The following is a 20120-nucleotide window of genomic DNA, read 5'->3' on the forward strand; positions in this document are numbered from 1 at the left end:
TCCGCGTCACGCGGATCTGTTGGGCGTCGCTGCGCAGGTCCGTGCCCGTCCGGGCGCGGTTTTTCATCGTCCTCATCTGTCCTGATTTGTGTTGGTCCTTTGGATAAGGAAAAATGACATGAATCAGAGCTCGGTTTCTGTTCTGCGCTCCCGCGCCGTTGTCGGTGCAGGTTTTATGGTTTTGGCAGGCGTTGCCTTTGCCATTATCAACGTCGTCACCCAGTGGCTCTCGATGACGCTTGGCTTTCCGCCGGCTTCAACGGCATTCTGGCAATATGGCTTCGCGCTTGTTCTCTCCCTCCCGCTGCTGTTCCGACTCGGTTTGAAGGCGATGAAGACCGCCTATCCCGTCCGCCACATCCTGCGCGTCCTGCTCGCGGCCTTCGGCGTCCAGGCCTGGGTGACAGGCCTTGCCACGGTGCCGATCTGGCAGGCGATTGCGCTCGTCATGACCTCGCCCTTCTTCATCATCATTGGTGCGCGGCTCTTTCTCGGCGAAACCGTCGGCCGTGATCGCTGGCTGGCGACCCTCACAGGCTTCGTTGGCGCGATGATCATCCTGCAGCCCTGGTCGGACAGCTTCACGCTCGCCGCCCTGCTGCCGGTTCTCTCTGCGCTGCTGTGGGGCGGTTCGTCGCTGATCATGAAAAACCTCACGCACTACGAGGCGCCGGAGACGGTGACCGTTTGGCTTCTCGTGCTGCTGACGCCGATCAACTTCGGCCTTGCTGCAGCATCCGGCTTTGCCATTCCTGAAGGTTCGGCGCTCTGGCTGCTTCTCGCCGCAGGTCTTCTGACGGCTATCGGCCAGTATCTGCTGACGCTGGCCTACAATGCGGCAGACGCAGCCTATGTTCAGCCTTTCGACGACCTGAAACTGCCGCTCAATGTTTTTGCCGGCTGGCTCGTCTTCGGCTACGCGCCGAGCGGCTATCTCTGGCTGGGCGCTCTGCTCATCCTCGGCGCATCGCTCTTCCTGATGCTGCGCGAGGCTGGCAAGGAAGTATCGCCTAAACCCTGAACCGGTGAAAAGTGGGTTCATTCCCGCCTTGTCATCCGACTGTCATCGGAGTGGCTCAGAAACCTCCTGTTCCATTTCTGGATACTGGAGGTTTCCCGATGACCCATGGTCTCTCCCGCGTCGCCCTGACGGCGGCGCTTTTCGCATCCGTGGCCCTGCCGGCCGCAGCTGAGCAGGTTTTCAACCGTATTGCCACGTTCCCGGTCGCCGCCAACCTGCCGACCGACAAGGAAAAGCTTTCCACCACCTCGGCCGAGATCATCACGGCCTCGGAAGACGGCAATACCCTGATCTATTCCGACAGCCCGCTCGGCGGCATCGGCTTCATCGACATCACCGACGCCAAGGCACCGAAGGCTGCCGGTGCGCTGATGATGGACGGCGAACCGACTTCTGTTTCCGTCGCTGGAGCTAAGGTTCTGGTCGGCGTCAACACGTCCGAGAGCTTCACCAACCCGTCGGGCAAGCTCGCCATCGTCGACATCGCCGGCAAGACTGTCGAGGGCACCTGCGACATCGGCGGTCAGCCGGACTCGGTCGCCGTTTCACCCGACAAGAGCTTTGTTGCCATCGCCATCGAGAACGAGCGCGATGAAGAGGTCAACGACGGTGCTCTGCCGCAGATGCCGGCCGGTGATCTGGTTATCTTCTCCCTCACCGACGGCGTTGCCGATTGCGGCACCATGAAGCGCGTCACGCTGACTGGTCTGGCCGAGATCGCTCCTGAGGATCCGGAGCCGGAGTTCGTTTCGATCAACAGCCTCGGCGAAATCGCCGTCACGCTGCAGGAAAACAACCACATTGCCATCGTTGACGGCAAGACCGGCGAAGTGAAGAGCCACTTCTCGGCCGGTACGGTCGATCTGACGGGCATCGACACCAAGTCCGATGGCGCGCTGAAGTTCACCGGCACCAAGGAAGGCGTTCCGCGCGAGCCTGACGCCGTGAAGTGGCTCGACGACGACCGCCTCGTCATCGCCAATGAAGGCGACTGGAACGGCGGTTCACGCGGTTTCACCATTTTCGACAAGACCGGCAAGGTTGCTTACGAATCGGGTGCTTCGCTGGAAATGGCGATCGCCCAGATCGGTCACTTCCCCGACAAGCGCGCCCGCTCCAAGGGCGTCGAGCCGGAAGGCCTGGAAGCTGCAACCTTCGGCGACCAGAACTATTTCTTCGTTCTCGCCGAGCGTTCCTCGATCGCCGCCGTCTACAAGGATACTGGCGCCGAGCCTGAACTCACCCAGCTTCTGCCGTCGGGTGTCTCGCCGGAAGGCGCCGTCGCCATTCCCTCGCGCAACCTGTTCGTCACGGCGAACGAGGTTGATCTCGGGGAAGACGGCGGGGCGCGGTCGCATGTCATGCTCTATGAGCTGGCTGAAGGTACGCCCGCCTATCCGATGATCCAGTCGGCCATGGTTGATGGCGCACCGATCGGTTGGGGCGCTCTCTCTGGCCTCGTCGGCGATGCCGAGAAGGCCGGCACGCTCTATGCCGTCAATGACAGCTTCTACGCGATGCAGCCGACGATCTTCACGATCGATGCAACGCAGAAGCCCGCCGTCATCACCTCAGCTTTACCGATCATCCGCGGTGGCGCAGCTGCCCAGAAGCTCGACATCGAGGGCATCACCCTCGACGGCAAGGGGGGCTTCTGGCTGGCCTCCGAAGGCGATGCCGCCAAGCTGGTCGGCCACGGCCTCTACAATGTCGACGACAAGGGTGAAATCAAGGCCGAGATCGGCTTGCCGGTCGAACTCCTGGCCGGCCAGACCCGCTTCGGTCTCGAAGGCATCACTTCGGTCGGCACCGGCGACGACATGACGCTCTGGATGGCCGTGCAGCGCGAATGGGGTGACGATGAGAAGGGCTCGGTCAAGCTCCTCTCCTACAACCCGAAGTCCAAGGAATGGGGCGCCGTTCGCTATCCGCTGGAAGCGGCTGGTGAAGGCTGGGTCGGCCTGTCGGAAATCACCGCCCATGGCGACCATGTCTACATCGTCGAGCGTGACAACCAGATTGGCGACAACGCCAAGCTCAAGAAGCTGTACCGCGTTGCCATTGCCGACCTGAAGCCTGGCAAGATTGGCGAAGAGATGCCGACCGTCGTCAAGGAAGAAGTCCACGACTTCATCCCCGATCTGAAGGCTGCCACGAACGGCTATGTCGTCGACAAGCTCGAAGGCTTCGCCTTCGACGCCTCGGGCAAGGCCTTCGCCGTGACCGACAACGACGGCGTGGATGACTCCTTGGGCGAGACCCTGTTCTGGGAAGTGAACCTTCAGGGCACCAACTGATCGAAAGATCAGAGCAAGTAAAACAAAAGAGGCCGGGTGATCGCTCACCCGGCCTCTTTTCTTTTCTATGTCAGTGACTTACCAGCGATTGTGCACGTGCGGCGCGATCAGCCGCTCGTAAACCTCGCGGGACGCCGCCATGACATCGGCAGACAGGGCTTCGAGATCAGACGCCGCCGCATTCGCCTTGGCCTGCTCGCCATTGCGGGCGCCGGGAATGACGACCGTGACTGCCTCGTGCATCAGGATCCAGCGCAGCGCGAACTGGGCCATGGAGGCACCTTCCGGCACCAGCTTGCGAACTTCCTCGACAGCGGCAAGACCGGTCTCGAAGGGCACGCCGGCAAAGGTCTCGCCAACGTCGAAGGCTTCGCCATTGCGGTTGAAGTTGCGGTGATCTTCCGCGGCAAACTGGGTATTGGCGTTGATCTTGCCCGAAAGCAGTCCGCTTGCCAGCGGCACGCGCGCGATGACAGCTACATTGCGCCGCTTGGCCTCCTGGAAGAACAGGGCAGCCGGGCGCTGGCGGAACATGTTGAAGATGATCTGCACCGAAACGACGCCCGGATATTCGATCGCCTTCAGCGCTTCCTCGACCTTTTCGACCGACACGCCGTAATGCTTGATCTTGCCGGCCTTGCGGATCTCTTCCAGCCCCTCGAACATCTCCTGACGGTAGTAGACGTCGGTCGGCGGGCAGTGCAGCTGCACGAGGTCGAGGCTGTCGATTTCAAGGTTCTTCAGGGAGCGGTCGATGAAAGCTTCGATATTCGCCTTGGTGTAACCATCGGCCACATGCGGGTTGAGCCTCCGCCCGGCCTTGGACGCCACCATCGGCCGAGTGCCGCCGCGCGCCTTGAGGACCTCGGCAATGATCTTCTCCGAGCGACCGTCGCCATAGACGTCTGCCGTGTCGATAAAGGTCATGCCGGCATCAAGCGCCGCATTCAGCGCTGCCCGGCCGTCGGCTTCCGATACTTCGCCCCAGGATCCGCCGATCTGCCAGGCGCCGAAGCCGATATCGCTGACGGTGAATTCCGTCCGGCCAAATTTATGTTCTCGCATCGTGATGTCTCTCCCGTGATTGCGGTTTCGAGCTAGCAAGTGGGGCAGGGGGTGGCAAGCTTCAACCGCTCGGATGTCTTGAAGTGATCCGCTCCGGCCCCGGATGCGAATTGCATCGCAGGAAGTGAGAGACACGAATGCCCAAGATGATCCGCAAGGGCGATCTGCCCCAGAAGACCTGTCCCGTCTGCCGCAAGCCCTTTGCCTGGCGCAAAAAGTGGGAGCGGGACTGGGACAATGTCATCTACTGTTCGGAGCGCTGCCGTGGGACAGGCAAAACCGTTCCCGCCGACAAGCCGTAGACCTTTCCAGAGAGTTCAGTGATCGGATCCCCATGACAGACCAGGCCCCGTCGTCGAAGCGCCTTGCGTTCTACGCGCTTCCCGCAATACCGATGGCCGCCATTGCGCTGCCCTTCTACATCGTGGTGCCGACCTTCTACGCCGATCACTTCGCCCTGTCGCTCGCGACCATCGGCACGCTGCTGCTTGCCATCCGGCTGGTCGATGCGATCACCGATCCCTTGTTCGGCTGGCTGTCCGACCGTGTTCGCTCCCGCTATGGTCGCCGCCGCTTCTTCTTCGTCATCTCCACGCCGCTGACGGCGCTCGCCGCCTTCATGCTCTTCTGGCCGCCTGAGGACGCAGGCGTCGGTTATCTCACCTTCTGGGGCGTGGCGCTCTCCATCGGCGCCACCTGGTCGCTCTTGCCCTACACCGCCTGGGGGGCAGAACTCGCGACCGGTTACCAGGCGCGGGTGAAGCTGTCGGCCTGGCGCGAGGGCGCCACCCTGATCGGCTCGCTGATCGCCATCACCCTGCCATTTGTCGGCGGCTTGGACACGGCAGCCGGCTTTCACGGCCTCGCCTGGGTCGCCGTCTTCATTGCCGTCGCGCTACCCTTGGCGGGACTGCTGGCGGTGGCCGTGGTGCCGGAACCGGTCGATCTTTCCCAACGGAAGCTTTCGTTGCGGGAAGGCTTCCGGCATCTGCGCGCCAACGGTCCCTTCCTGCGACTGGTCAGCGCCTTCCTCTTGAACAGCTTTGCGAATGCGATCCCAGCTTCGCTCTTCATCTATTTCGTCGGCCAGCGTCTCGACGCGCCTGCCATGCAGGGGCCGCTGCTCTTCACCTATTTCCTCTGTGCCATCGCCGGCGTGCCGCTGGCGGTCGCCACCGCCAAGCGCCTCGGCAAGCATCGCGCCTGGTGCTACGCCATGATGCTCGCCTGCGCCGTCTTCTCGGCTGCGGGTTTCCTGGGCGACGGCGATGTGTTCGCCTTCACCGTTGTCTGCGTGATTACCGGCCTGTTGCTCGGCTTCGATCTCACACTCCCACCCGCGATTCAGGCCGACGTGATCGACAACGATACGGTTTCGTCAGGCGAGCAGCGCTCCGGCCTTTACTTCGCCGCCTGGAGCTTCACCACCAAGCTTGCCGTGGCACTCTCTGCAGGCGTCGTCTTCCCGCTGCTCGACCTTGCGGGTTTCATCGGCAGCCAGGCGGCCACCCAAACGCCCGGGGCACTCACCGCACTGACGGCCCTCTACGCCTTCCTGCCGATCCTCCCCAAGCTCGCGGCCATCGCCCTGATGTGGAATTTCTCCCTCGACGAGGCGGCCCATCAGAAATTGCGCGCAAGCCTCGGCGCCTGAAACAAGACGATTCGCTACCCGACCACGCGTCGCTGCGACCTGGCGAGCGGCTGTCATCCAGTCGTCGTGTCTTTCGGTCAAATGTGACGGCGTGAAGTTCAAGCTCGATTCTCTTCGGGAAGGGTGACGGATGCGCATTGTGATGATCGGTTCGGGATATGTGGGGCTTGTCTCCGGAGCCTGCCTGGCGGCGCTGGGTCATGACGTGGTCTGTGTCGACAAGAGCCGGGACAAGATCGAGGCGCTGCAGGCTGGCAAAGTGCCGATTTATGAGCCCGGTCTGGAAATTGTAATCGCCGACAATTGTGCGGCCGGTCGCCTGAGCTTCTCTGGCGATCTCGTTGGGCCCGTGGCGGCAGCCGATGCGGTCTTCATCGCGGTCGGCACACCGTCGCGTCTCGTCGATGGTCACGCTGATCTCAGCCATGTCTATGCCGCTGCCCGCGAGATTGCTGCCGCTGCCACCGGTTTCACCGTCGTGGTCACCAAGTCCACCGTGCCCGTCGGCACAGGTGACGAGATCGAGCGCATCTTCCGGGAAGAATTCCCGCAAAAGGACATCGCCGTCGTCTCCAATCCCGAATTCCTGCGGGAAGGTGCGGCCATTTCCGATTTCCGCCGCCCTGATAGGATCGTGGTCGGCTCGGATGACGAACGCTCCACCGAGCTCATGCGCGACATCTATGAGGCCCTCGATCTCAAGGAGATGCCGCTCTATTTCTGCGAGCGCCGTACAGCCGAACTGATCAAATACGCCTCCAACGCCTTTCTCGCGATGAAGATCACCTTCATCAACGAAATGGCCGATCTATGCGAGGAGCTCGGCGCTGACGTGCAGAAGGTCGCCAAGGGCATGGGCATGGATCGCCGCATCGGCGACAAGTTCCTCCAGGCCGGTCCTGGCTTCGGCGGATCCTGCTTCCCGAAGGACACACTGGCGCTGGTGAAGACGGCCCAGGATTACGACCGGCCCTTGAAGCTGATCGAGACAACGGTCGCGATCAACGAAAACCGTAAGCGGGCCATGGGCCGCCGGGTGATTGCCGCCTGTGACGGTAGCGTGCGCGGCAAGCGAATCGGTGTGCTCGGCCTGACCTTCAAGCCCAACACCGACGACATGCGCGAGGCGCCCTCGATCGCCATCATCAGAACCCTGCTCGATGGCGGCGCGGATGTGCATGTCTACGACCCCGCAGGCATGGAGGCGGCGAGGGCAGTTCTTGGCGCGGTCAAATACCGGCGCAACGCCTACGAGGTCGCAGAGGGTGCGGACGCCGTCGTTCTCGTGACCGAATGGGATCAGTTCAAGTCGCTGGATCTGCCGCGTCTGAAAGATCTGATGAAATCGCCTGTCGTGGTCGATCTGCGCAATGTCTTCGACGAAGACGAGATGATCGGCCATGGCTTCCAGCTCGTGCCTCTCGGCAAGCGTCCACGCTCTGCCTATCCGGCGCGCACCCTTTTTCATGCCGTTCCGCCCGAACTGGCCTGGAACCCGCTGCTTTGGGGCGACGAGACGCCGACAGGTCAGCTCGCCTGATCGCCTGACTGACGCGCCATCCTCCTCGGCGCTTGACTTTAAGCGCCGTTCGTCGCTGTGCTGGCTTCAAACCGAGGCAGCACACAGGTCGATGGATGGGCATGAACGAGACGGGCGGCACGGATGCCGACACTGGCAAGGGTGAGGGGGCACGCACCCGCGGCTCCGGTTCCGAATCGGTCTACAAGGCGCTGCGCCACGAAATCCTGACCATGGAGCGCCCGCCCGGCAGTCCGCTGGATGAAACGCGGCTCTCCGAACATTTCGGTATGTCGCGCACGCCGATTCGCGAGGCGCTGTTGCGGCTGACCTCGGAGGGCTTGGTCACCAGTCTGCCAAACCGCAACACGATCGTCGCAGTCATCGATTTCTCCAGCCTCCCCACCTATTTCGAGGCGCTCTGCCTGATGTATCGCGTGACGACCCGTGGCGCCGCAAAGCGTTCCGGCGATGCCTGGATGGCCGAGATCATAAGGCAGCAGCAGGCCTTTTCCCGCGCCGTCGAGGCCCAGGACGCCTTCGCCATGATCGAGGCTAACAGGGAATTCCACGTCGCGATCGCCGAGCGCGCCGGCAATCCCTATTACACCACCTTCTTCGCCCGGCTCCTCGACGAGGGGCGGCGCATTCTCCGGCTCTACTATCAGACCTTCGACGACCGCCTGCCGCGCCGCTATGTCGAGGAACACGAGAAGATCATTGAGGCGATCCGTGCAGGCGATGTCGAGGAGGCCGACCGGCTGTCCGTCGCCCATGCCGACCAGATTGTCCGCCAGATCCAGGATTACGTGGCCCGCAACATCACTGCTGCAGCCGAACTTCCCGACATCTGACCCCAGCGATCCCCGTTTCAGCGGTCGCTGAAACACGCGTCTTGATTTTGTCGACAAACTGTATACTGTGGTTTCATCACTTCAACAGGAGCATCCCATGACCACCGGCTGGCACGGCGTTTTCCCCGCCGCAACGACTCAATTCCATGAAGATCTCTCGGTCGATATCGACGCCACCCAGCGCGTGCTTGACGCCCTCGTCAACGACGGCGTCAATGGCCTGATCGTCATGGGCACCTGCGGCGAGAACAACTCGCTCGATCCAGAAGAAAAGCGCACCATCCTGAAGGCCGCCGTCGAGGTGGTGAACGGTCGCGTGCCGATTGTCACCGGCGTCTCGGAATTCGACACCCGCCGCGCCTCGGCCTATGCTCGTGATGCCGAAAAGATCGGTGCCGACGGCCTGATGCTCCTGCCGGCCATGGTCTATGTGCCGAAGCCGCATGAACTTGTCGCCCATTTCAAGACCGTTGCCGAAGCGACCGGCCTGCCGATCATGCTCTACAACAACCCGCCGGCCTACCGCGTCAACATCGGCGCGGAAGTGCTGGAAGCGCTCGACGGCGTGAAGAACATCAAGGCCGTCAAGGAAAGCGCGCCCGATCCGCGCCGCTTCACCGACCTGATCAACGCCTTCGGTGACCGCTACGACATCTTCGCCGGCCTCGACGACGTGGCGCTCGAAGGCCTTATGCTCGGCGCCAAGGGCTGGGTCTCCGGCCTCACCAGCGCCTTCCCGGCCGAATCGGTGGCCCTGGTCGCCGCCGCCGACCGTGGCGACTGGATGGAGGCCCGCCGTATCTACCGTTGGTTCATGCCGCTTCTGCATCTCGACGCCGAACACGACCTCGTCCAGTCGATCAAGCTCGCCGAGCAGATCATGGGCCGCGGCTCCGAACGCGTCCGCATGCCGCGCATGCCGCTCGAAGGCGCCCGCCGTGCGGAAGTGACGGCGATGGTCGAGAAGGCGGCGGCGACCCGGCCGGTTGGCGGTAAGTAAGAAGCTCGTCTCAAGCTGGATTTTGGGCTCGCGACCTCAGGTCGCGAGCCTTTTCGTCTGTCGTAACCGGCAACTTTGGCCGATATGGGGATGCAGTCCAGCCATCTGCGACTTTTATAGGGTTAAGCCGGTTTGCCCGCTTGCAAGCGGATTGAATGTTAACGGAAGCCTTGCCATTGCGAGGCACTGTTTTCCTTCCTGCGACCATTCGAAAGCATCCCGATGAAGACCAAAACCACCTGGCGCGCGCGGCTGCGCTACGAGTTCGACAAGAGCATGGCGGGCGGCGCGATCGCCCTGATCGGGTGGCTGAGCCTCATCTCGCTCATCGTGATTGTCATTGCTGCTCTGTTCCTTGCCACCACCGGAATCGCGCCCGAAGGCGGCGAACGGGTTGGCTTCATTGAGGGCGTCTGGGGATCGCTGATGCGCACCATGGACGCCGGCACAATGGGCGGCGACGTGGGCTGGTCGTTCCGCATCGTGTCCCTCGTTGTCACCATAGCCGGCATCTTCGTCTTTTCCGCCTTGATCGGTGTCATCAGCTCGGGCCTGGAAAACAAGCTCGACGAGCTGCGCAAGGGCCGCTCCCGCGTACTCGAAAGTGACCACACCATCATCCTGAACTGGTCTTCCTCAATCTTTGACGTGATTTCCGAGCTGGTCATCGCTAATCAGAGCCGACACCGTCCGCGGATCGTCATTATGGCGAATAGAGACAAGGTCGAGATGGAAGGGGAGATTGCCGACAAGGTGGGCGATCTCAAAAACACCCGGATCATCTGCCGCAGCGGCGATCCGACCGACCTCTTCGATCTGTCGATCGTCAACCCTCACTCCTCCCGCTCGATTATCGTGCTCTCGCCCGAGGGCGAGGATCCGGATTCCCAGGTCATCAAGTCGGTCCTCGCTCTGGTGAACGACCCTGACCGCCGTCCCGAGCCCTACATGATCGCCGCCGAAATCCGCGATGCGCAGAACACCGAAGTGGTGCGAATCGTCGGCGGCGGCGAGCTCCAGCTGGTCCTGGCGGATGATCTCATCTCGCGCATCGTCGTGCATACCAGTCGCCAATCTGGTCTCTCGGCGGTTTATACGGAACTGCTCGATTTCGACGGCTGCGAGATATACACGCTTCCCCAGCCTGCGCTCGAAGGCAAGCCTTTCGGAGCGGCGGTGATGTCCTACGAGACCAGCACCCTCATCGGTATCTGCGACGCCGAGGGCAAAATCCATCTCAACCCATCGCCGAACCGTCTCATCGCGGCAGGCGAGCGCTTGGTGATCATTGCCGAGGACGACGCCTCGATACAAACCTTGGCTGGCGCGCCGCGGATTACCCAAAGTGCGATCCTTCAGGCGAAGCCACAGACGGCAACTGCCGAACGCACGCTGATTCTCGGCTGGAATCGCCGTGGGCCCGTCATCGCCACCGAGCTCGGCCGTTACGTCGCGCCCGGCTCCGTTTTGACCGTTGCGGCGAACACGCCGGAATTCGAAGCCGACATCGCCGGCTTGGTCCTGCCCAATGACAATATGAGCGTTTCGCATGTCGTCATCGACACGAGCAGCAGGGCAGCGCTCAAGGCGCTCGACATCCCCTCCTACGACCATGTTCTTGTCCTCGGCTATAGCGACCACATGTCCATGCAGTCCGCCGATACGCGCACGTTGATCACTCTGCTACACTTGCGCAAAATCGCTGAGACTGCGGGCGTGCACATCAATGTGGTGAGCGAGATGACGGATGTCCGCAACCGCGAACTTGCCGAAGTCACCCGCGCCGATGATTTCGTCGTCAGCAACAAGCTGGTCAGCTTGATGCTGGCCCAGGCCTCCGAGAACGAGTTCATGGCGGCGATCTTCGATGAGTTGCTGGATGTCGAAGGCTCCGAGATCTACATGCGCCCCATGAGCGACTATGTGGATATCTCGCAGCCGGTGAATTTCTTCACCGTGGCACTCTCAGCCCTCCGTCGCGGCGAAATCGCCATCGGCCACCGCCGCCAGCGGGCAGGGGATGCGGATGAGCGAAATCTCGGCGGTGTCGTCGTGAACCCGAACCGCTCGGAGCTGCGCGCTTATACAGAGAAGGACATGGTGATCGTCTTGGCGCAGGACTGAGTGCGGCCTTTTCACCAGCGCCTCCACGGCAGAATCGGTGGCCCTGGTCGCCGCCGCCGACCGTGGTGACTGGATGGAAGCCCGCCGCATCTACCCCTGGTTCATGCCGCTTCTGCATCTCGACGCCGAACACGACCTCGTCCAGTCGATCAAGCTCACAGAGCGGATTGTGGGCCGCGGCTCCGATCGCGTCCGCATGCAGCCCATGCCGCTCGACGGAGCGCGTCGCGTCGAAGTGACTGATATGGTCGAGAAGGCAGCGGCGACCCGGCCGGTTGGCGGCAAGAGAAACCCGTTATTTAGGCCCGTCGGAGAAATCCGGCGGGTTTACTGTCGGAGAATGCTAACATTACCGCCAGCGTGGAGGCGGCCCCTTGCTCCGTCATATTAGATCACCCATGGTGATCCTGCAGCTTTAAGTTATAGATCTCGTAAAATGCAATGTTGCTTTTCAGGCCAACGACGATGCTTGTGGCTGTCGCCATGCCATTCTCCGACTTAGGAGAAAATCAGAGAAGGGAGCTATTGTGCACTACGCTTCAATGTCGACCCTGCCTCTGCAGATGATGCGCCGATCTGACGATGGCTCGATTGTTGCCAAAGCTCACGGCACTGGCTTCCTGTGGCGACACAAAGGCAAGTTATTCCTTCTTACGAACTGGCATAACGTAACGGGCCTAAATGCTGATACCGGTCTTTTGAACGGATCATTCATCCCCAACTGTCTGCAGCTTTCTGCTAAAGTTGAGGTTGAAAAGAACGGTGCTTCGCGGCTCATTCGAAACGTTCCACTCGACATGGATCTTTACGACTCATCCGGCCCCATCTGGATCGAACATTCGCAACGTCGAAAAGTTGACTGTGTCGCAATCGAAGTGGAATTTGCTTTCTCGAATCTGGCGAATGTGCCCATAAACGAGCACGATTTTGAGCCGAAGCTCGAAGCCGCAGTGGGTATGGATTGCTTCATTTTAGGCTATCCAGAGCTCATAGAAGGTGTTGCGCAAACTCCAATATGGAAACGTGGTTCGATCGCAACCGAGCCTGAGCTCGATCATGAGGGAAAGCCACTCATCCTAGTAGACACAGCCTCTAAACGAGGAATGTCCGGATCCCCCGTCCTCATCAGGCACAACGGAATTCTGATGCCTGGGGGCAAAGTCACACGGGATACTCAGATCGGACAGATGGAGAACTTTTTGGGTATCTATTCGGGAAGAGTCGGCAGCGACAACTTAGGTGGGCAGCTGGGGAGAGTTTGGAAGGCGAAAGTCATTCAAGAGATAATCGATCATGGGCAACCGGGCATCGACCCCGTTCACGCGGAATGACTTGATCAAGTCACGGTTGCACGCCCAAAATTCACAGCCATGGAAGGAACGCCAAGGGAAATGGTGGGCGATGAGAGACTCGAACTCCCGACATCTTCGGTGTAAACGAAGCGCTCTACCAACTGAGCTAATCGCCCGTGCGCCTTGCGGATCATGTCCGCCGCGTCGGTGGCCGTGATCTATGCGGATCGCGGAAAATCCGCAAGAGTATTTGTGCAGATTTTTTGTTTTTTTGTCATGCGGCCGATCGGGCCTTGTGGAAAACTGAGCAGAATCCTTGTTTTGCGCCTGCGGCGCGTTGTCGCGAGCAGCGAGCTTCCGATGACCCCGGGGGAGGGGCGGGGGAAAAAATCGGGCCGTCACGGTTTTGTCTCAGATGCTGCTTGACACCTCCAGATGAACGCCGTAGAGAGCCGCTCATCGAACGGCAAGCCGCTCGACGGGGATCGCCTTGAACCCCGATTTGGAAATGCGCGGGTGTAGCTCAGTTGGTTAGAGTGCCGGCCTGTCACGCCGGAGGTCGCGGGTTCGAGCCCCGTCACTCGCGCCATTCCAAAGCCTTCAGGGCATGCTGCTTAAGGCAGCGAAGACATGGGGCCAACCCCATGAAATGCGCGGGTGTAGCTCAGTCGGTTAGAGTGCCGGCCTGTCACGCCGGAGGTCGCGGGTTCGAGCCCCGTCACTCGCGCCACTTCTTTTCTCAGATCGTTATGTGATGTGTCGAGCCTGCTTGCAGGCTTGGTGTGTTGCGTCTTTTTGCACTGCACGCGCGATTGCGCGAGACATGCATTTTACCCGCTGGTAAGGTGCGGTCCGGTATCGGGTGAAAAGGCTTTGGTTGGACTTGCGCTGGGTGGCTGCCTGCGCTAACCACGGCGCGTTGCAACTCTCTTTACGGCTTGTCGCCTCCGCCCTAAATGCCATCAGGCATGCGAGACAAGCAGGGTGATATGATGACTGATCTGCTCAGTTCTTACCTTCCGATCGCCATCTTTATCGGCATATCCTTGATCATCGGTATTGCGCTCCTGGTGGCGCCGTTTGCCGTTGCCTACAAGGCGCCCGATTCGGAGAAGCTGTCGGCCTATGAGTGCGGCTTCAACGCGTTCGATGATGCCCGCATGAAGTTCGACATCCGATTCTACCTGGTGTCGATCCTCTTCATCATCTTCGACCTCGAGGTCGCCTTCCTGTTCCCATGGGCAGTATCTTTCGGTGAGATCGGCTGGTTCGGGTTCTGGTCGATGATGGTTTTCCTCGGTGTTCTCACCGTCGGCTTTATCTATGAATGGAAGAAGGGGGCGCTCGAATGGGAGTGATCCAGTCCGATACGACGATGATCGCGCCGCAGGCGAAGGGTATCATCGATCCCAACACCGGTAAGCCGATCGGCGCCGATGACCGCTTCTTCGGCGAGATCAACAACGAGCTCGCCGACAAGGGCTTCCTGGTCACCTCGACCGACGAGCTGATCAACTGGGCCCGTACCGGCTCGCTGATGTGGATGACCTTCGGTCTCGCCTGCTGCGCCGTCGAAATGATGCAGCTGTCCATGCCGCGTTACGACGCCGAGCGCTTCGGCTTTGCCCCGCGCGCGTCACCGCGTCAGTCCGACGTGATGATCGTCGCCGGCACGCTGACCAACAAGATGGCGCCCGCACTCCGCAAGGTCTATGACCAGATGCCGGAACCGCGTTACGTGATTTCGATGGGCTCCTGCGCCAATGGCGGCGGCTATTACCATTATTCCTATTCCGTCGTGCGCGGCTGCGATCGCGTCGTGCCGGTCGATATCTACGTGCCGGGCTGTCCCCCCACGGCAGAAGCTCTGCTTTACGGTGTGATGCTCCTGCAGAAGAAGATCCGGCGCACGGGCACGATCGAGCGGTAAGGCGAAGGGACTGAAAACATGAGTGAAGCCCTGAACGAGCTCGCTTCCTACCTCGCGGAGGTCCGCGGTGCGCTGATCTCGTCGAGCGACATCAGCTTCGGCGAACTGACGCTGACGGCGAAGTCGGAAAACCTGATTGCGCTCCTGACCTTCCTGCGTGATGACGTCCAGTGCGGCTTCGTCAACCTGATCGACATCTGCGGCGTCGACTACCCGAAGCGCGAAGACCGCTTCGACGTGGTTTACCACCTGCTATCGCCGCGTCAGAACCTGCGCATCCGCATCAAGGTCGCAACCGGCGAGTTCAAGCCGGTCCCGTCGGCCTGTCCGGTCTTTGCCGGCGCCGACTGGTTTGAACGCGAAGCCTGGGACATGTACGGCATCCTGTTCACCGATCACCCGGACTTGCGCCGTATCCTGACAGACTATGGTTTCGAGGGGCATCCGCTGCGCAAGGACTTCCCCACGACCGGTTTCGTCGAGGTTCGCTACGACGATAGCGCCAAGCGCGTCGTCTACGAGCCCGTCGAGCTCAAGCAGGAATTCCGCAATTTCGACTTCCTCTCGCCCTGGGAAGGCACGGATTACGTGCTGCCCGGCGATGAAAAAGCGGCCAAGTGAGCGGAAGGGCAGGGACCATGAACGAACACAACGTCCGCAACTTCAACATCAACTTCGGCCCGCAGCACCCGGCGGCGCACGGCGTTCTGCGTCTGGTGCTGGAGCTCGACGGTGAAATCGTCGAGCGCGTCGACCCGCATATCGGCCTGCTGCATCGTGGCACCGAGAAGCTGATCGAGACCAAGACCTATCTGCAGGCGCTGCCCTATTTCGATCGTCTCGACTATGTCGCGCCGATGAACCAGGAACATGCCTATTCTCTGGCCGTCGAAAAGCTTCTCGACATCCAGATCCCGATCCGTGGTCAGTTGATCCGCGTTCTCTATTCGGAAATCGGTCGTATCCTCTCGCACCTCCTCAACGTCACCACACAGGCCATGGACGTCGGCGCGCTGACGCCGCCGCTCTGGGGCTTTGAAGAGCGCGAAAAGCTCATGGTGTTCTATGAGCGCGCCTCCGGCGCTCGCATGCACGCAGCTTATGTCCGCCCCGGTGGTGTGCACCAGGATCTGCCGCATCAGCTCGTCGAGGATATCGGCAAGTGGTGCGACCAGTTCCCGGAAAAGCTCGATGACATCGACGACCTTCTGACCGGCAACCGCATCTTCAAGCAGCGAAACGTCGATATCGGCGTCGTCAGCCTCGATGATTGCTGGGCCTGGGGCTTCTCGGGCGTCATGGTCCGCGGTTCGGGCGCTGCCTGGGACCTGCGCAAGTCGCAGCCTTACGAGTGCTACTCCGATCTCGACTTCGACATCATGGTCGGCAAGAACGGCGACTGCTACGACCGTTACCTGATCCGCATGTTCGAAATGCGCGAGTCGGTGAAGATCATGAAGCAGTGCGTCAATCGCCTGTTGGGCGATGCCAAGACCGGGCCGGTCTCCTCGCTCGACGGCAAGGTCGTTCCGCCGAAGCGTGGCGAGATGAAGCGCTCGATGGAAGGCCTGATCCACCACTTCAAGCTCTACACCGAAGGCTATCACGTACCGGCCGGTGAGGTATATGCCGCTGTAGAAGCCCCCAAGGGCGAGTTCGGTGTCTTCCTCGTCTCCGACGGCACCAACAAGCCCTATCGCTGCAAGATCCGCGCCCCGGGTTATGCGCATCTGCAGGCCATGGATTTCTTGTGCCGCGGCCACCAGTTGGCCGACGTCTCGGCGATCCTCGGCTCGCTCGACATCGTGTTCGGGGAAGTAGACCGCTGATGCTGAGAACCCTCGCAACCGTGCTGATCTGTCTCGGCGCCGCCCAGGCGGTGGCCCAGGAGAACGGTGCTGTGTCGTCGAGGGATTCAGTGTCAATGGCCAAGCTGATCCAGGATGGATACGAGATTAAGAGCTCCAGCTGGACCGGCTCGAAGCTCTTCGTATTCCTTCAGAAAGACAATTCGGCCTATGCCTGCGAATTCGCCAATGTGACGAATACGCGGTGTGGTTCCATAAACTGAGACAAGGCGTGAGGAAGTATGTCCGTTCGTCGACTAGCCGAAGAGCAATTCCAGCCCGCAGAATTCGCATTCAATGCGGAAAACGCGACCTGGGCTGAGGCCACCATTCGCAAATATCCGGCGGGGCGCCAGCAATCGGCTGTCATCCCGCTTCTGATGCGCGCACAGGAACAGGAAGGCTGGGTCACCAAGGCTGCGATCGAGTATGTCGCTGAGAAGCTCGACATGGCCTATATCCGTGTCCTGGAAGTCGCGACCTTCTACACCCAGTTCCAGCTGAAGCCGGTCGGTACCCGCGCCCATATCCAGGTCTGCGGCACGACGCCCTGCATGCTGCGCGGTGCGGAAGACCTCATTCACGTCTGCAAGTCGAAGATCCATCCGGAGCCCTTCGAGCGCAACGAAGACGGCACCTTGTCCTGGGAAGAAGTCGAGTGTCAGGGCGCCTGCGTCAATGCGCCGATGGTGATGATCTTCAAGGATGCTTATGAAGACCTGACCGTGACCCAGCTCGAGCACATCATCGATCGCTTCGCCGCCGGCAAGGGTTCCGACGTCAAGCCTGGCCCGCAGGTCGATCGTATTTTCTCGGCGCCTGTCGGTGGTCCGACCACCCTGACCGGCGACATCCAGCCGATCCGCTTTAACGACACGACCCCGGCCAAGACCGAGGAAGCGTCGGTACCGCCGGCAAACGCTGCAAAGCCGGTCACCGATGCACCGGAAACGGACAAGACACTGAAGACACCGGCAACAGCGAAGAAGGCTGCTGCCGAGAACGTCAAGCAGAAGGGCGATTCTGCCGATACGGCCCGCCCGGTCGAAAAGGAAGTCGCGCCGGCTCCCGCTGCTGTCATGGACGAGAAGAACCGTCCTGCTGGCATCGAGCGCCCGGAAACGCCAGACGACCTCAAGATGATCTCGGGCGTCGGTCCGAAGATCGAAGCGACACTGAACGGCCTTGGCGTCTACACGTTCGATCAGGTTGCCAAGTGGAAGAAGGCGGAACGCGAGTGGGTCGACACCTATCTCAAGTTCTCCGGCCGCATCGAGCGGGACGACTGGGTCAAGCAGGCCAAGGCGCTCGCCAAGGGCGGCGAAGCGGAATACATCAAGGTCTTCGGCAAGAAGCCGCGCTGAGAGGTTAGGGTATGTTGAGAGATCAGGATCGCATCTTTACCAATATCTACGGCCTCAAGGACAAGTCCCTGAAGGGCGCGATGTCCCGCGGCCATTGGGACGGCACCAAGCAAATCCTTGAAAAGGGCCGTGACTGGATCATCAACGAGATGAAGGCCTCAGGTCTTCGCGGTCGTGGCGGCGCTGGCTTCCCGACCGGTCTCAAGTGGTCCTTCATGCCGAAGGAAAGCGACGGTCGTCCGCACTATCTCGTCGTCAATGCGGACGAGTCGGAGCCCGGCACCTGCAAGGACCGCGAGATCATGCGCCATGATCCGCACACCCTGATCGAAGGCTGCGTCATCGCCTCCTTTGCCATGAACGCGCATCATGCCTTCATCTATGTTCGCGGCGAGTTCATGCGCGAGCGCGAAGCGCTGCAGGCTGCGATCGACGAGTGCTACGACTACGGCCTGCTCGGCAAGAACAACAAGCTCGGCTACGACATCGACATCGTCGTCCACCACGGCGCCGGCGCCTATATCTGCGGCGAAGAAACCGCACTTCTGGAAAGCCTTGAGGGCAAGAAGGGCCAGCCGCGCCTCAAGCCGCCGTTCCCGGCGAACATGGGCCTCTACGGCTGCCCGACCACGGTCAACAACGTCGAATCGATCGCCGTTGCCCCGACCATCCTGCGTCGCGGTGCGGCCTGGTATTCGAGCTTCGGCCGTCCGAACAATGCCGGCACCAAGCTGTTCTCGATCTCTGGTCACGTCAACAAGCCGTGCACGGTCGAAGAAGCCATGTCGATCACCTTCCAGGAGCTGATCGAGAAGCACTGTGGCGGCATCCGCGGCGGCTGGGACAACCTGCTCGCCGTCATCCCGGGCGGCTCCTCGGTACCTTGCGTACCGGGCGCCCAGATGAAGGACGCGATCATGGACTATGACGGTCTGCGCGAGCTGGGCTCCGGCCTCGGCACCGCCGCCGTCATAGTGATGGACAAGTCGACCGACATCGTGAAGGCCATCTGGCGCCTCTCGGCCTTCTACAAGCACGAGAGCTGCGGCCAGTGCACGCCGTGCCGCGAAGGCACCGGCTGGATGATGCGCGTCATGGAACGCATGGTGAAGGGCAATGCCCAGAAGCGTGAAATCGACATGCTCTTCCAGGTGACGAAGCAGGTCGAAGGCCACACGATCTGTGCGCTGGGTGACGCCGCCGCCTGGCCGATCCAGGGCCTGATCAAGCATTTCCGTCCGGAGATGGAAAAGCGCATCGACCAGTACACCCGCAACGCGATCGCCCATGGCGTGGTCATGGAAGCGGCAGAGTAAGGGACAAAGGGGATGACAGGCTCTTCGGACAAGGACGGGAAAAAGGGGCCGGACGAACCGGCATCCGACGCTCGCGCCTCCGAAGGCCTAGAGGACCTGATGACCAACCCGGCGGCCGCCATGGCCGCCGCAACCGCCTTCGGCTTCGGCATGGCGGCGCAGATGGGCAAGCTCTTCCTCGGCTCCATTCAGGGTGCCATGGAAGTGACCGGCCAGATCGCGCGGCAGCTGGAAGAAGAGCGCAAGGCGGCGGAGGCGAAGCCGGCAGCTGAGGCTGAGACGAAGGTCGAGGCCTCGGTCGAGAAGGTTGAACCTGCGCCGGCCCCGACGACGGTGACGGCGGAAAAGCCGGTTGCGGCGAAGGCGAAGGCCAAGGTCGCAGCCCCGGTGAAAGCCAAGGCTGAAAAGCCGGCACCTGTACCGAAGGTCAAGCAGGCTGCAAGGCCGGCCGTTGGAACCAAGGCAAAGGCCGCGGGACAAGCGAAGGCTCCGCCGGCTGCAAAGGTCGAGCCCGCCGCGCCGGTGGCGAAGCCGAGAAAGGCCAGCGGCAAGGCCGACGATCTGAAGAAGATCGATGGCATCGGGCCGAAGGTCGAGCAGGTCCTGAAGGGCAGGGGGATAACCCGCTTGAAGGACCTCGCTGAGATGGATGAGAAGGCGCTTGTCGCGCTGGACAAGGAATTGGGTCTCGATGGCCGTGTGCTGCGAGACGACTGGGCAGGCCAGGCGCGCCGGTTGGCGGGTGGCAAGGCTCGGTGAGGCAGTTAGGATTAAGGTTCGGCCGCGCGGGGGCGATGCGCCGGACTTGAGGGATAAAACCGGCAGTTTTCATCCGGT

Annotated in this window: 18 protein-coding genes, 3 tRNA genes and 1 pseudogene; 20 read left to right on the forward strand and 2 right to left on the reverse strand. The window is 61.2% G+C overall.

Features of this window, described 5'->3' with window-relative positions; translation table 11 throughout:
* Positions 1 to 118: 118 nt before the first annotated feature.
* Both BW978_RS12980 and BW978_RS12985 read left to right on the forward strand, forming a co-directional pair.
* On the forward strand, positions 119 to 1021 hold the full coding sequence (locus BW978_RS12980; protein WP_076395727.1) for a DMT family transporter: 903 nt from the start codon (positions 119 to 121) through the stop codon (positions 1019 to 1021).
* Between the two features lie 98 nt (positions 1022 to 1119).
* Positions 1120 to 3318 (forward strand): esterase-like activity of phytase family protein, encoded by a 2199-nt coding sequence (locus BW978_RS12985; protein ID WP_076395729.1) that lies wholly within the window; start codon positions 1120 to 1122, stop codon positions 3316 to 3318.
* A 78-nt stretch (positions 3319 to 3396) separates the two neighbouring features.
* On the opposite strand, the gene BW978_RS12990 is transcribed toward BW978_RS12985, so the two are convergent.
* Complete coding sequence (locus BW978_RS12990; RefSeq protein ID WP_076395730.1) at positions 3397 to 4383, reverse strand: aldo/keto reductase; 987 nt, start codon at positions 4381 to 4383, stop codon at positions 3397 to 3399.
* A gap of 137 nt (positions 4384 to 4520) precedes the next feature.
* Between BW978_RS12990 and BW978_RS12995 the strand changes: the two genes are divergently transcribed.
* The 8 genes and pseudogenes from BW978_RS12995 to BW978_RS13030 all read left to right on the forward strand — a co-directional run bounded on the left by BW978_RS12995 (position 4521) and on the right by BW978_RS13030 (position 12865).
* A complete protein-coding gene (locus BW978_RS12995; protein WP_076395732.1) occupies positions 4521 to 4685 on the forward strand; it encodes a DUF2256 domain-containing protein in 165 nt (54 codons plus the stop codon).
* A gap of 32 nt (positions 4686 to 4717) precedes the next feature.
* Positions 4718 to 6037 (forward strand): MFS transporter, encoded by a 1320-nt coding sequence (locus BW978_RS13000; RefSeq protein WP_076395734.1) that lies wholly within the window; start codon positions 4718 to 4720, stop codon positions 6035 to 6037.
* A 130-nt stretch (positions 6038 to 6167) separates the two neighbouring features.
* Positions 6168 to 7577 carry a UDP-glucose dehydrogenase family protein gene (locus BW978_RS13005; RefSeq protein WP_076395736.1) on the forward strand — a complete coding sequence of 470 codons (1410 nt, stop codon included), beginning with the start codon at positions 6168 to 6170 and terminating at the stop codon, positions 7575 to 7577.
* 95 nt (positions 7578 to 7672) lie between these two features.
* A complete protein-coding gene (locus tag BW978_RS13010; RefSeq protein ID WP_083697584.1) occupies positions 7673 to 8410 on the forward strand; it encodes a GntR family transcriptional regulator in 738 nt (245 codons plus the stop codon).
* Between the two features lie 97 nt (positions 8411 to 8507).
* On the forward strand, positions 8508 to 9410 hold the full coding sequence (locus BW978_RS13015) for a dihydrodipicolinate synthase family protein (RefSeq protein ID WP_076395740.1): 903 nt from the start codon (positions 8508 to 8510) through the stop codon (positions 9408 to 9410).
* 222 nt (positions 9411 to 9632) lie between these two features.
* Positions 9633 to 11534, forward strand: a complete 1902-nt coding sequence (locus BW978_RS13020; RefSeq protein WP_076395742.1) for a CASTOR/POLLUX-related putative ion channel — start codon at positions 9633 to 9635, stop codon at positions 11532 to 11534.
* A gap of 31 nt (positions 11535 to 11565) precedes the next feature.
* A pseudogene (locus tag BW978_RS23775) lies at positions 11566 to 11808 on the forward strand (dihydrodipicolinate synthase family protein); the annotation flags it as partial.
* Positions 11809 to 12061: 253 nt separating this feature from the next.
* Positions 12062 to 12865 (forward strand): S1 family peptidase, encoded by an 804-nt coding sequence (locus tag BW978_RS13030; RefSeq protein WP_139330513.1) that lies wholly within the window; start codon positions 12062 to 12064, stop codon positions 12863 to 12865.
* Between the two features lie 61 nt (positions 12866 to 12926).
* On the opposite strand, the gene BW978_RS13035 is transcribed toward BW978_RS13030, so the two are convergent.
* Positions 12927 to 13002: transfer RNA gene (locus BW978_RS13035), tRNA-Val, on the reverse strand.
* 336 nt (positions 13003 to 13338) lie between these two features.
* Between BW978_RS13035 and BW978_RS13040 the strand changes: the two genes are divergently transcribed.
* The 10 genes from BW978_RS13040 to BW978_RS23570 all read left to right on the forward strand — a co-directional run bounded on the left by BW978_RS13040 (position 13339) and on the right by BW978_RS23570 (position 20042).
* Positions 13339 to 13415 (forward strand) — tRNA-Asp (locus BW978_RS13040).
* Positions 13416 to 13479: 64 nt separating this feature from the next.
* Positions 13480 to 13556: transfer RNA gene (locus BW978_RS13045), tRNA-Asp, on the forward strand.
* A gap of 262 nt (positions 13557 to 13818) precedes the next feature.
* The gene (locus BW978_RS13050; protein ID WP_069043838.1) at positions 13819 to 14184 is read left to right on the forward strand and encodes an NADH-quinone oxidoreductase subunit A; all 366 of its coding nucleotides are present in this window, start codon (positions 13819 to 13821) and stop codon (positions 14182 to 14184) included.
* Positions 14175 to 14756 (forward strand): NuoB/complex I 20 kDa subunit family protein, encoded by a 582-nt coding sequence (locus BW978_RS13055; protein ID WP_054150616.1) that lies wholly within the window; start codon positions 14175 to 14177, stop codon positions 14754 to 14756. Before BW978_RS13050 ends, BW978_RS13055 begins: the two co-directional genes overlap by 10 nt.
* 18 nt (positions 14757 to 14774) lie before the next feature.
* Positions 14775 to 15377: an NADH-quinone oxidoreductase subunit C gene (locus BW978_RS13060; RefSeq protein WP_054150617.1), complete on the forward strand. Its 603-nt coding sequence runs from the start codon at positions 14775 to 14777 to the stop codon at positions 15375 to 15377.
* Positions 15378 to 15394: 17 nt separating this feature from the next.
* On the forward strand, positions 15395 to 16585 hold the full coding sequence (locus tag BW978_RS13065; RefSeq protein WP_054150618.1) for an NADH-quinone oxidoreductase subunit D: 1191 nt from the start codon (positions 15395 to 15397) through the stop codon (positions 16583 to 16585).
* Positions 16585 to 16827 carry a hypothetical protein gene (locus tag BW978_RS13070; RefSeq protein ID WP_076395746.1) on the forward strand — a complete coding sequence of 81 codons (243 nt, stop codon included), beginning with the start codon at positions 16585 to 16587 and terminating at the stop codon, positions 16825 to 16827. The genes BW978_RS13065 and BW978_RS13070 overlap by 1 nt, the downstream gene beginning before the upstream one ends.
* Positions 16828 to 16845: 18 nt before the next feature.
* Entirely contained in the window at positions 16846 to 17967 is a 1122-nt protein-coding gene (locus BW978_RS13075; RefSeq protein WP_076395748.1) for an NADH-quinone oxidoreductase subunit E, read from the forward strand.
* Positions 17968 to 17978: 11 nt separating this feature from the next.
* Entirely contained in the window at positions 17979 to 19283 is a 1305-nt protein-coding gene (gene nuoF / locus BW978_RS13080) for an NADH-quinone oxidoreductase subunit NuoF (protein WP_076395750.1), read from the forward strand.
* 12 nt (positions 19284 to 19295) lie between these two features.
* Positions 19296 to 20042: a hypothetical protein gene (locus tag BW978_RS23570; RefSeq protein WP_076395752.1), complete on the forward strand. Its 747-nt coding sequence runs from the start codon at positions 19296 to 19298 to the stop codon at positions 20040 to 20042.
* Positions 20043 to 20120: the final 78 nt, after the last annotated feature.

The organism is Rhizobium sp. RU33A, from assembly GCF_900156055.1.
Taxonomy (GTDB): Bacteria; Pseudomonadota; Alphaproteobacteria; order Rhizobiales; family Rhizobiaceae; genus Allorhizobium.

Coding starts and splice junctions, on each gene's coding strand:
- BW978_RS12980 (WP_076395727.1), top strand. CDS start 119: ATGAATCAGAGCTCGGTTTCTGTTCTGCGCTCCCGCGCCGTTGTCGGT.
- BW978_RS12985 (WP_076395729.1), top strand. CDS start 1,120: ATGACCCATGGTCTCTCCCGCGTCGCCCTGACGGCGGCGCTTTTCGCA.
- BW978_RS12990 (WP_076395730.1), bottom strand. CDS start 4,383: ATGCGAGAACATAAATTTGGCCGGACGGAATTCACCGTCAGCGATATC.
- BW978_RS12995 (WP_076395732.1), top strand. CDS start 4,521: ATGCCCAAGATGATCCGCAAGGGCGATCTGCCCCAGAAGACCTGTCCC.
- BW978_RS13000 (WP_076395734.1), top strand. CDS start 4,718: ATGACAGACCAGGCCCCGTCGTCGAAGCGCCTTGCGTTCTACGCGCTT.
- BW978_RS13005 (WP_076395736.1), top strand. CDS start 6,168: ATGCGCATTGTGATGATCGGTTCGGGATATGTGGGGCTTGTCTCCGGA.
- BW978_RS13010 (WP_083697584.1), top strand. CDS start 7,673: ATGGGCATGAACGAGACGGGCGGCACGGATGCCGACACTGGCAAGGGT.
- BW978_RS13015 (WP_076395740.1), top strand. CDS start 8,508: ATGACCACCGGCTGGCACGGCGTTTTCCCCGCCGCAACGACTCAATTC.
- BW978_RS13020 (WP_076395742.1), top strand. CDS start 9,633: ATGAAGACCAAAACCACCTGGCGCGCGCGGCTGCGCTACGAGTTCGAC.
- BW978_RS13050 (WP_069043838.1), top strand. CDS start 13,819: ATGACTGATCTGCTCAGTTCTTACCTTCCGATCGCCATCTTTATCGGC.
- BW978_RS13055 (WP_054150616.1), top strand. CDS start 14,175: ATGGGAGTGATCCAGTCCGATACGACGATGATCGCGCCGCAGGCGAAG.
- BW978_RS13060 (WP_054150617.1), top strand. CDS start 14,775: ATGAGTGAAGCCCTGAACGAGCTCGCTTCCTACCTCGCGGAGGTCCGC.
- BW978_RS13065 (WP_054150618.1), top strand. CDS start 15,395: ATGAACGAACACAACGTCCGCAACTTCAACATCAACTTCGGCCCGCAG.
- BW978_RS13070 (WP_076395746.1), top strand. CDS start 16,585: ATGCTGAGAACCCTCGCAACCGTGCTGATCTGTCTCGGCGCCGCCCAG.
- BW978_RS13075 (WP_076395748.1), top strand. CDS start 16,846: ATGTCCGTTCGTCGACTAGCCGAAGAGCAATTCCAGCCCGCAGAATTC.
- nuoF (WP_076395750.1), top strand. CDS start 17,979: ATGTTGAGAGATCAGGATCGCATCTTTACCAATATCTACGGCCTCAAG.
- BW978_RS23570 (WP_076395752.1), top strand. CDS start 19,296: ATGACAGGCTCTTCGGACAAGGACGGGAAAAAGGGGCCGGACGAACCG.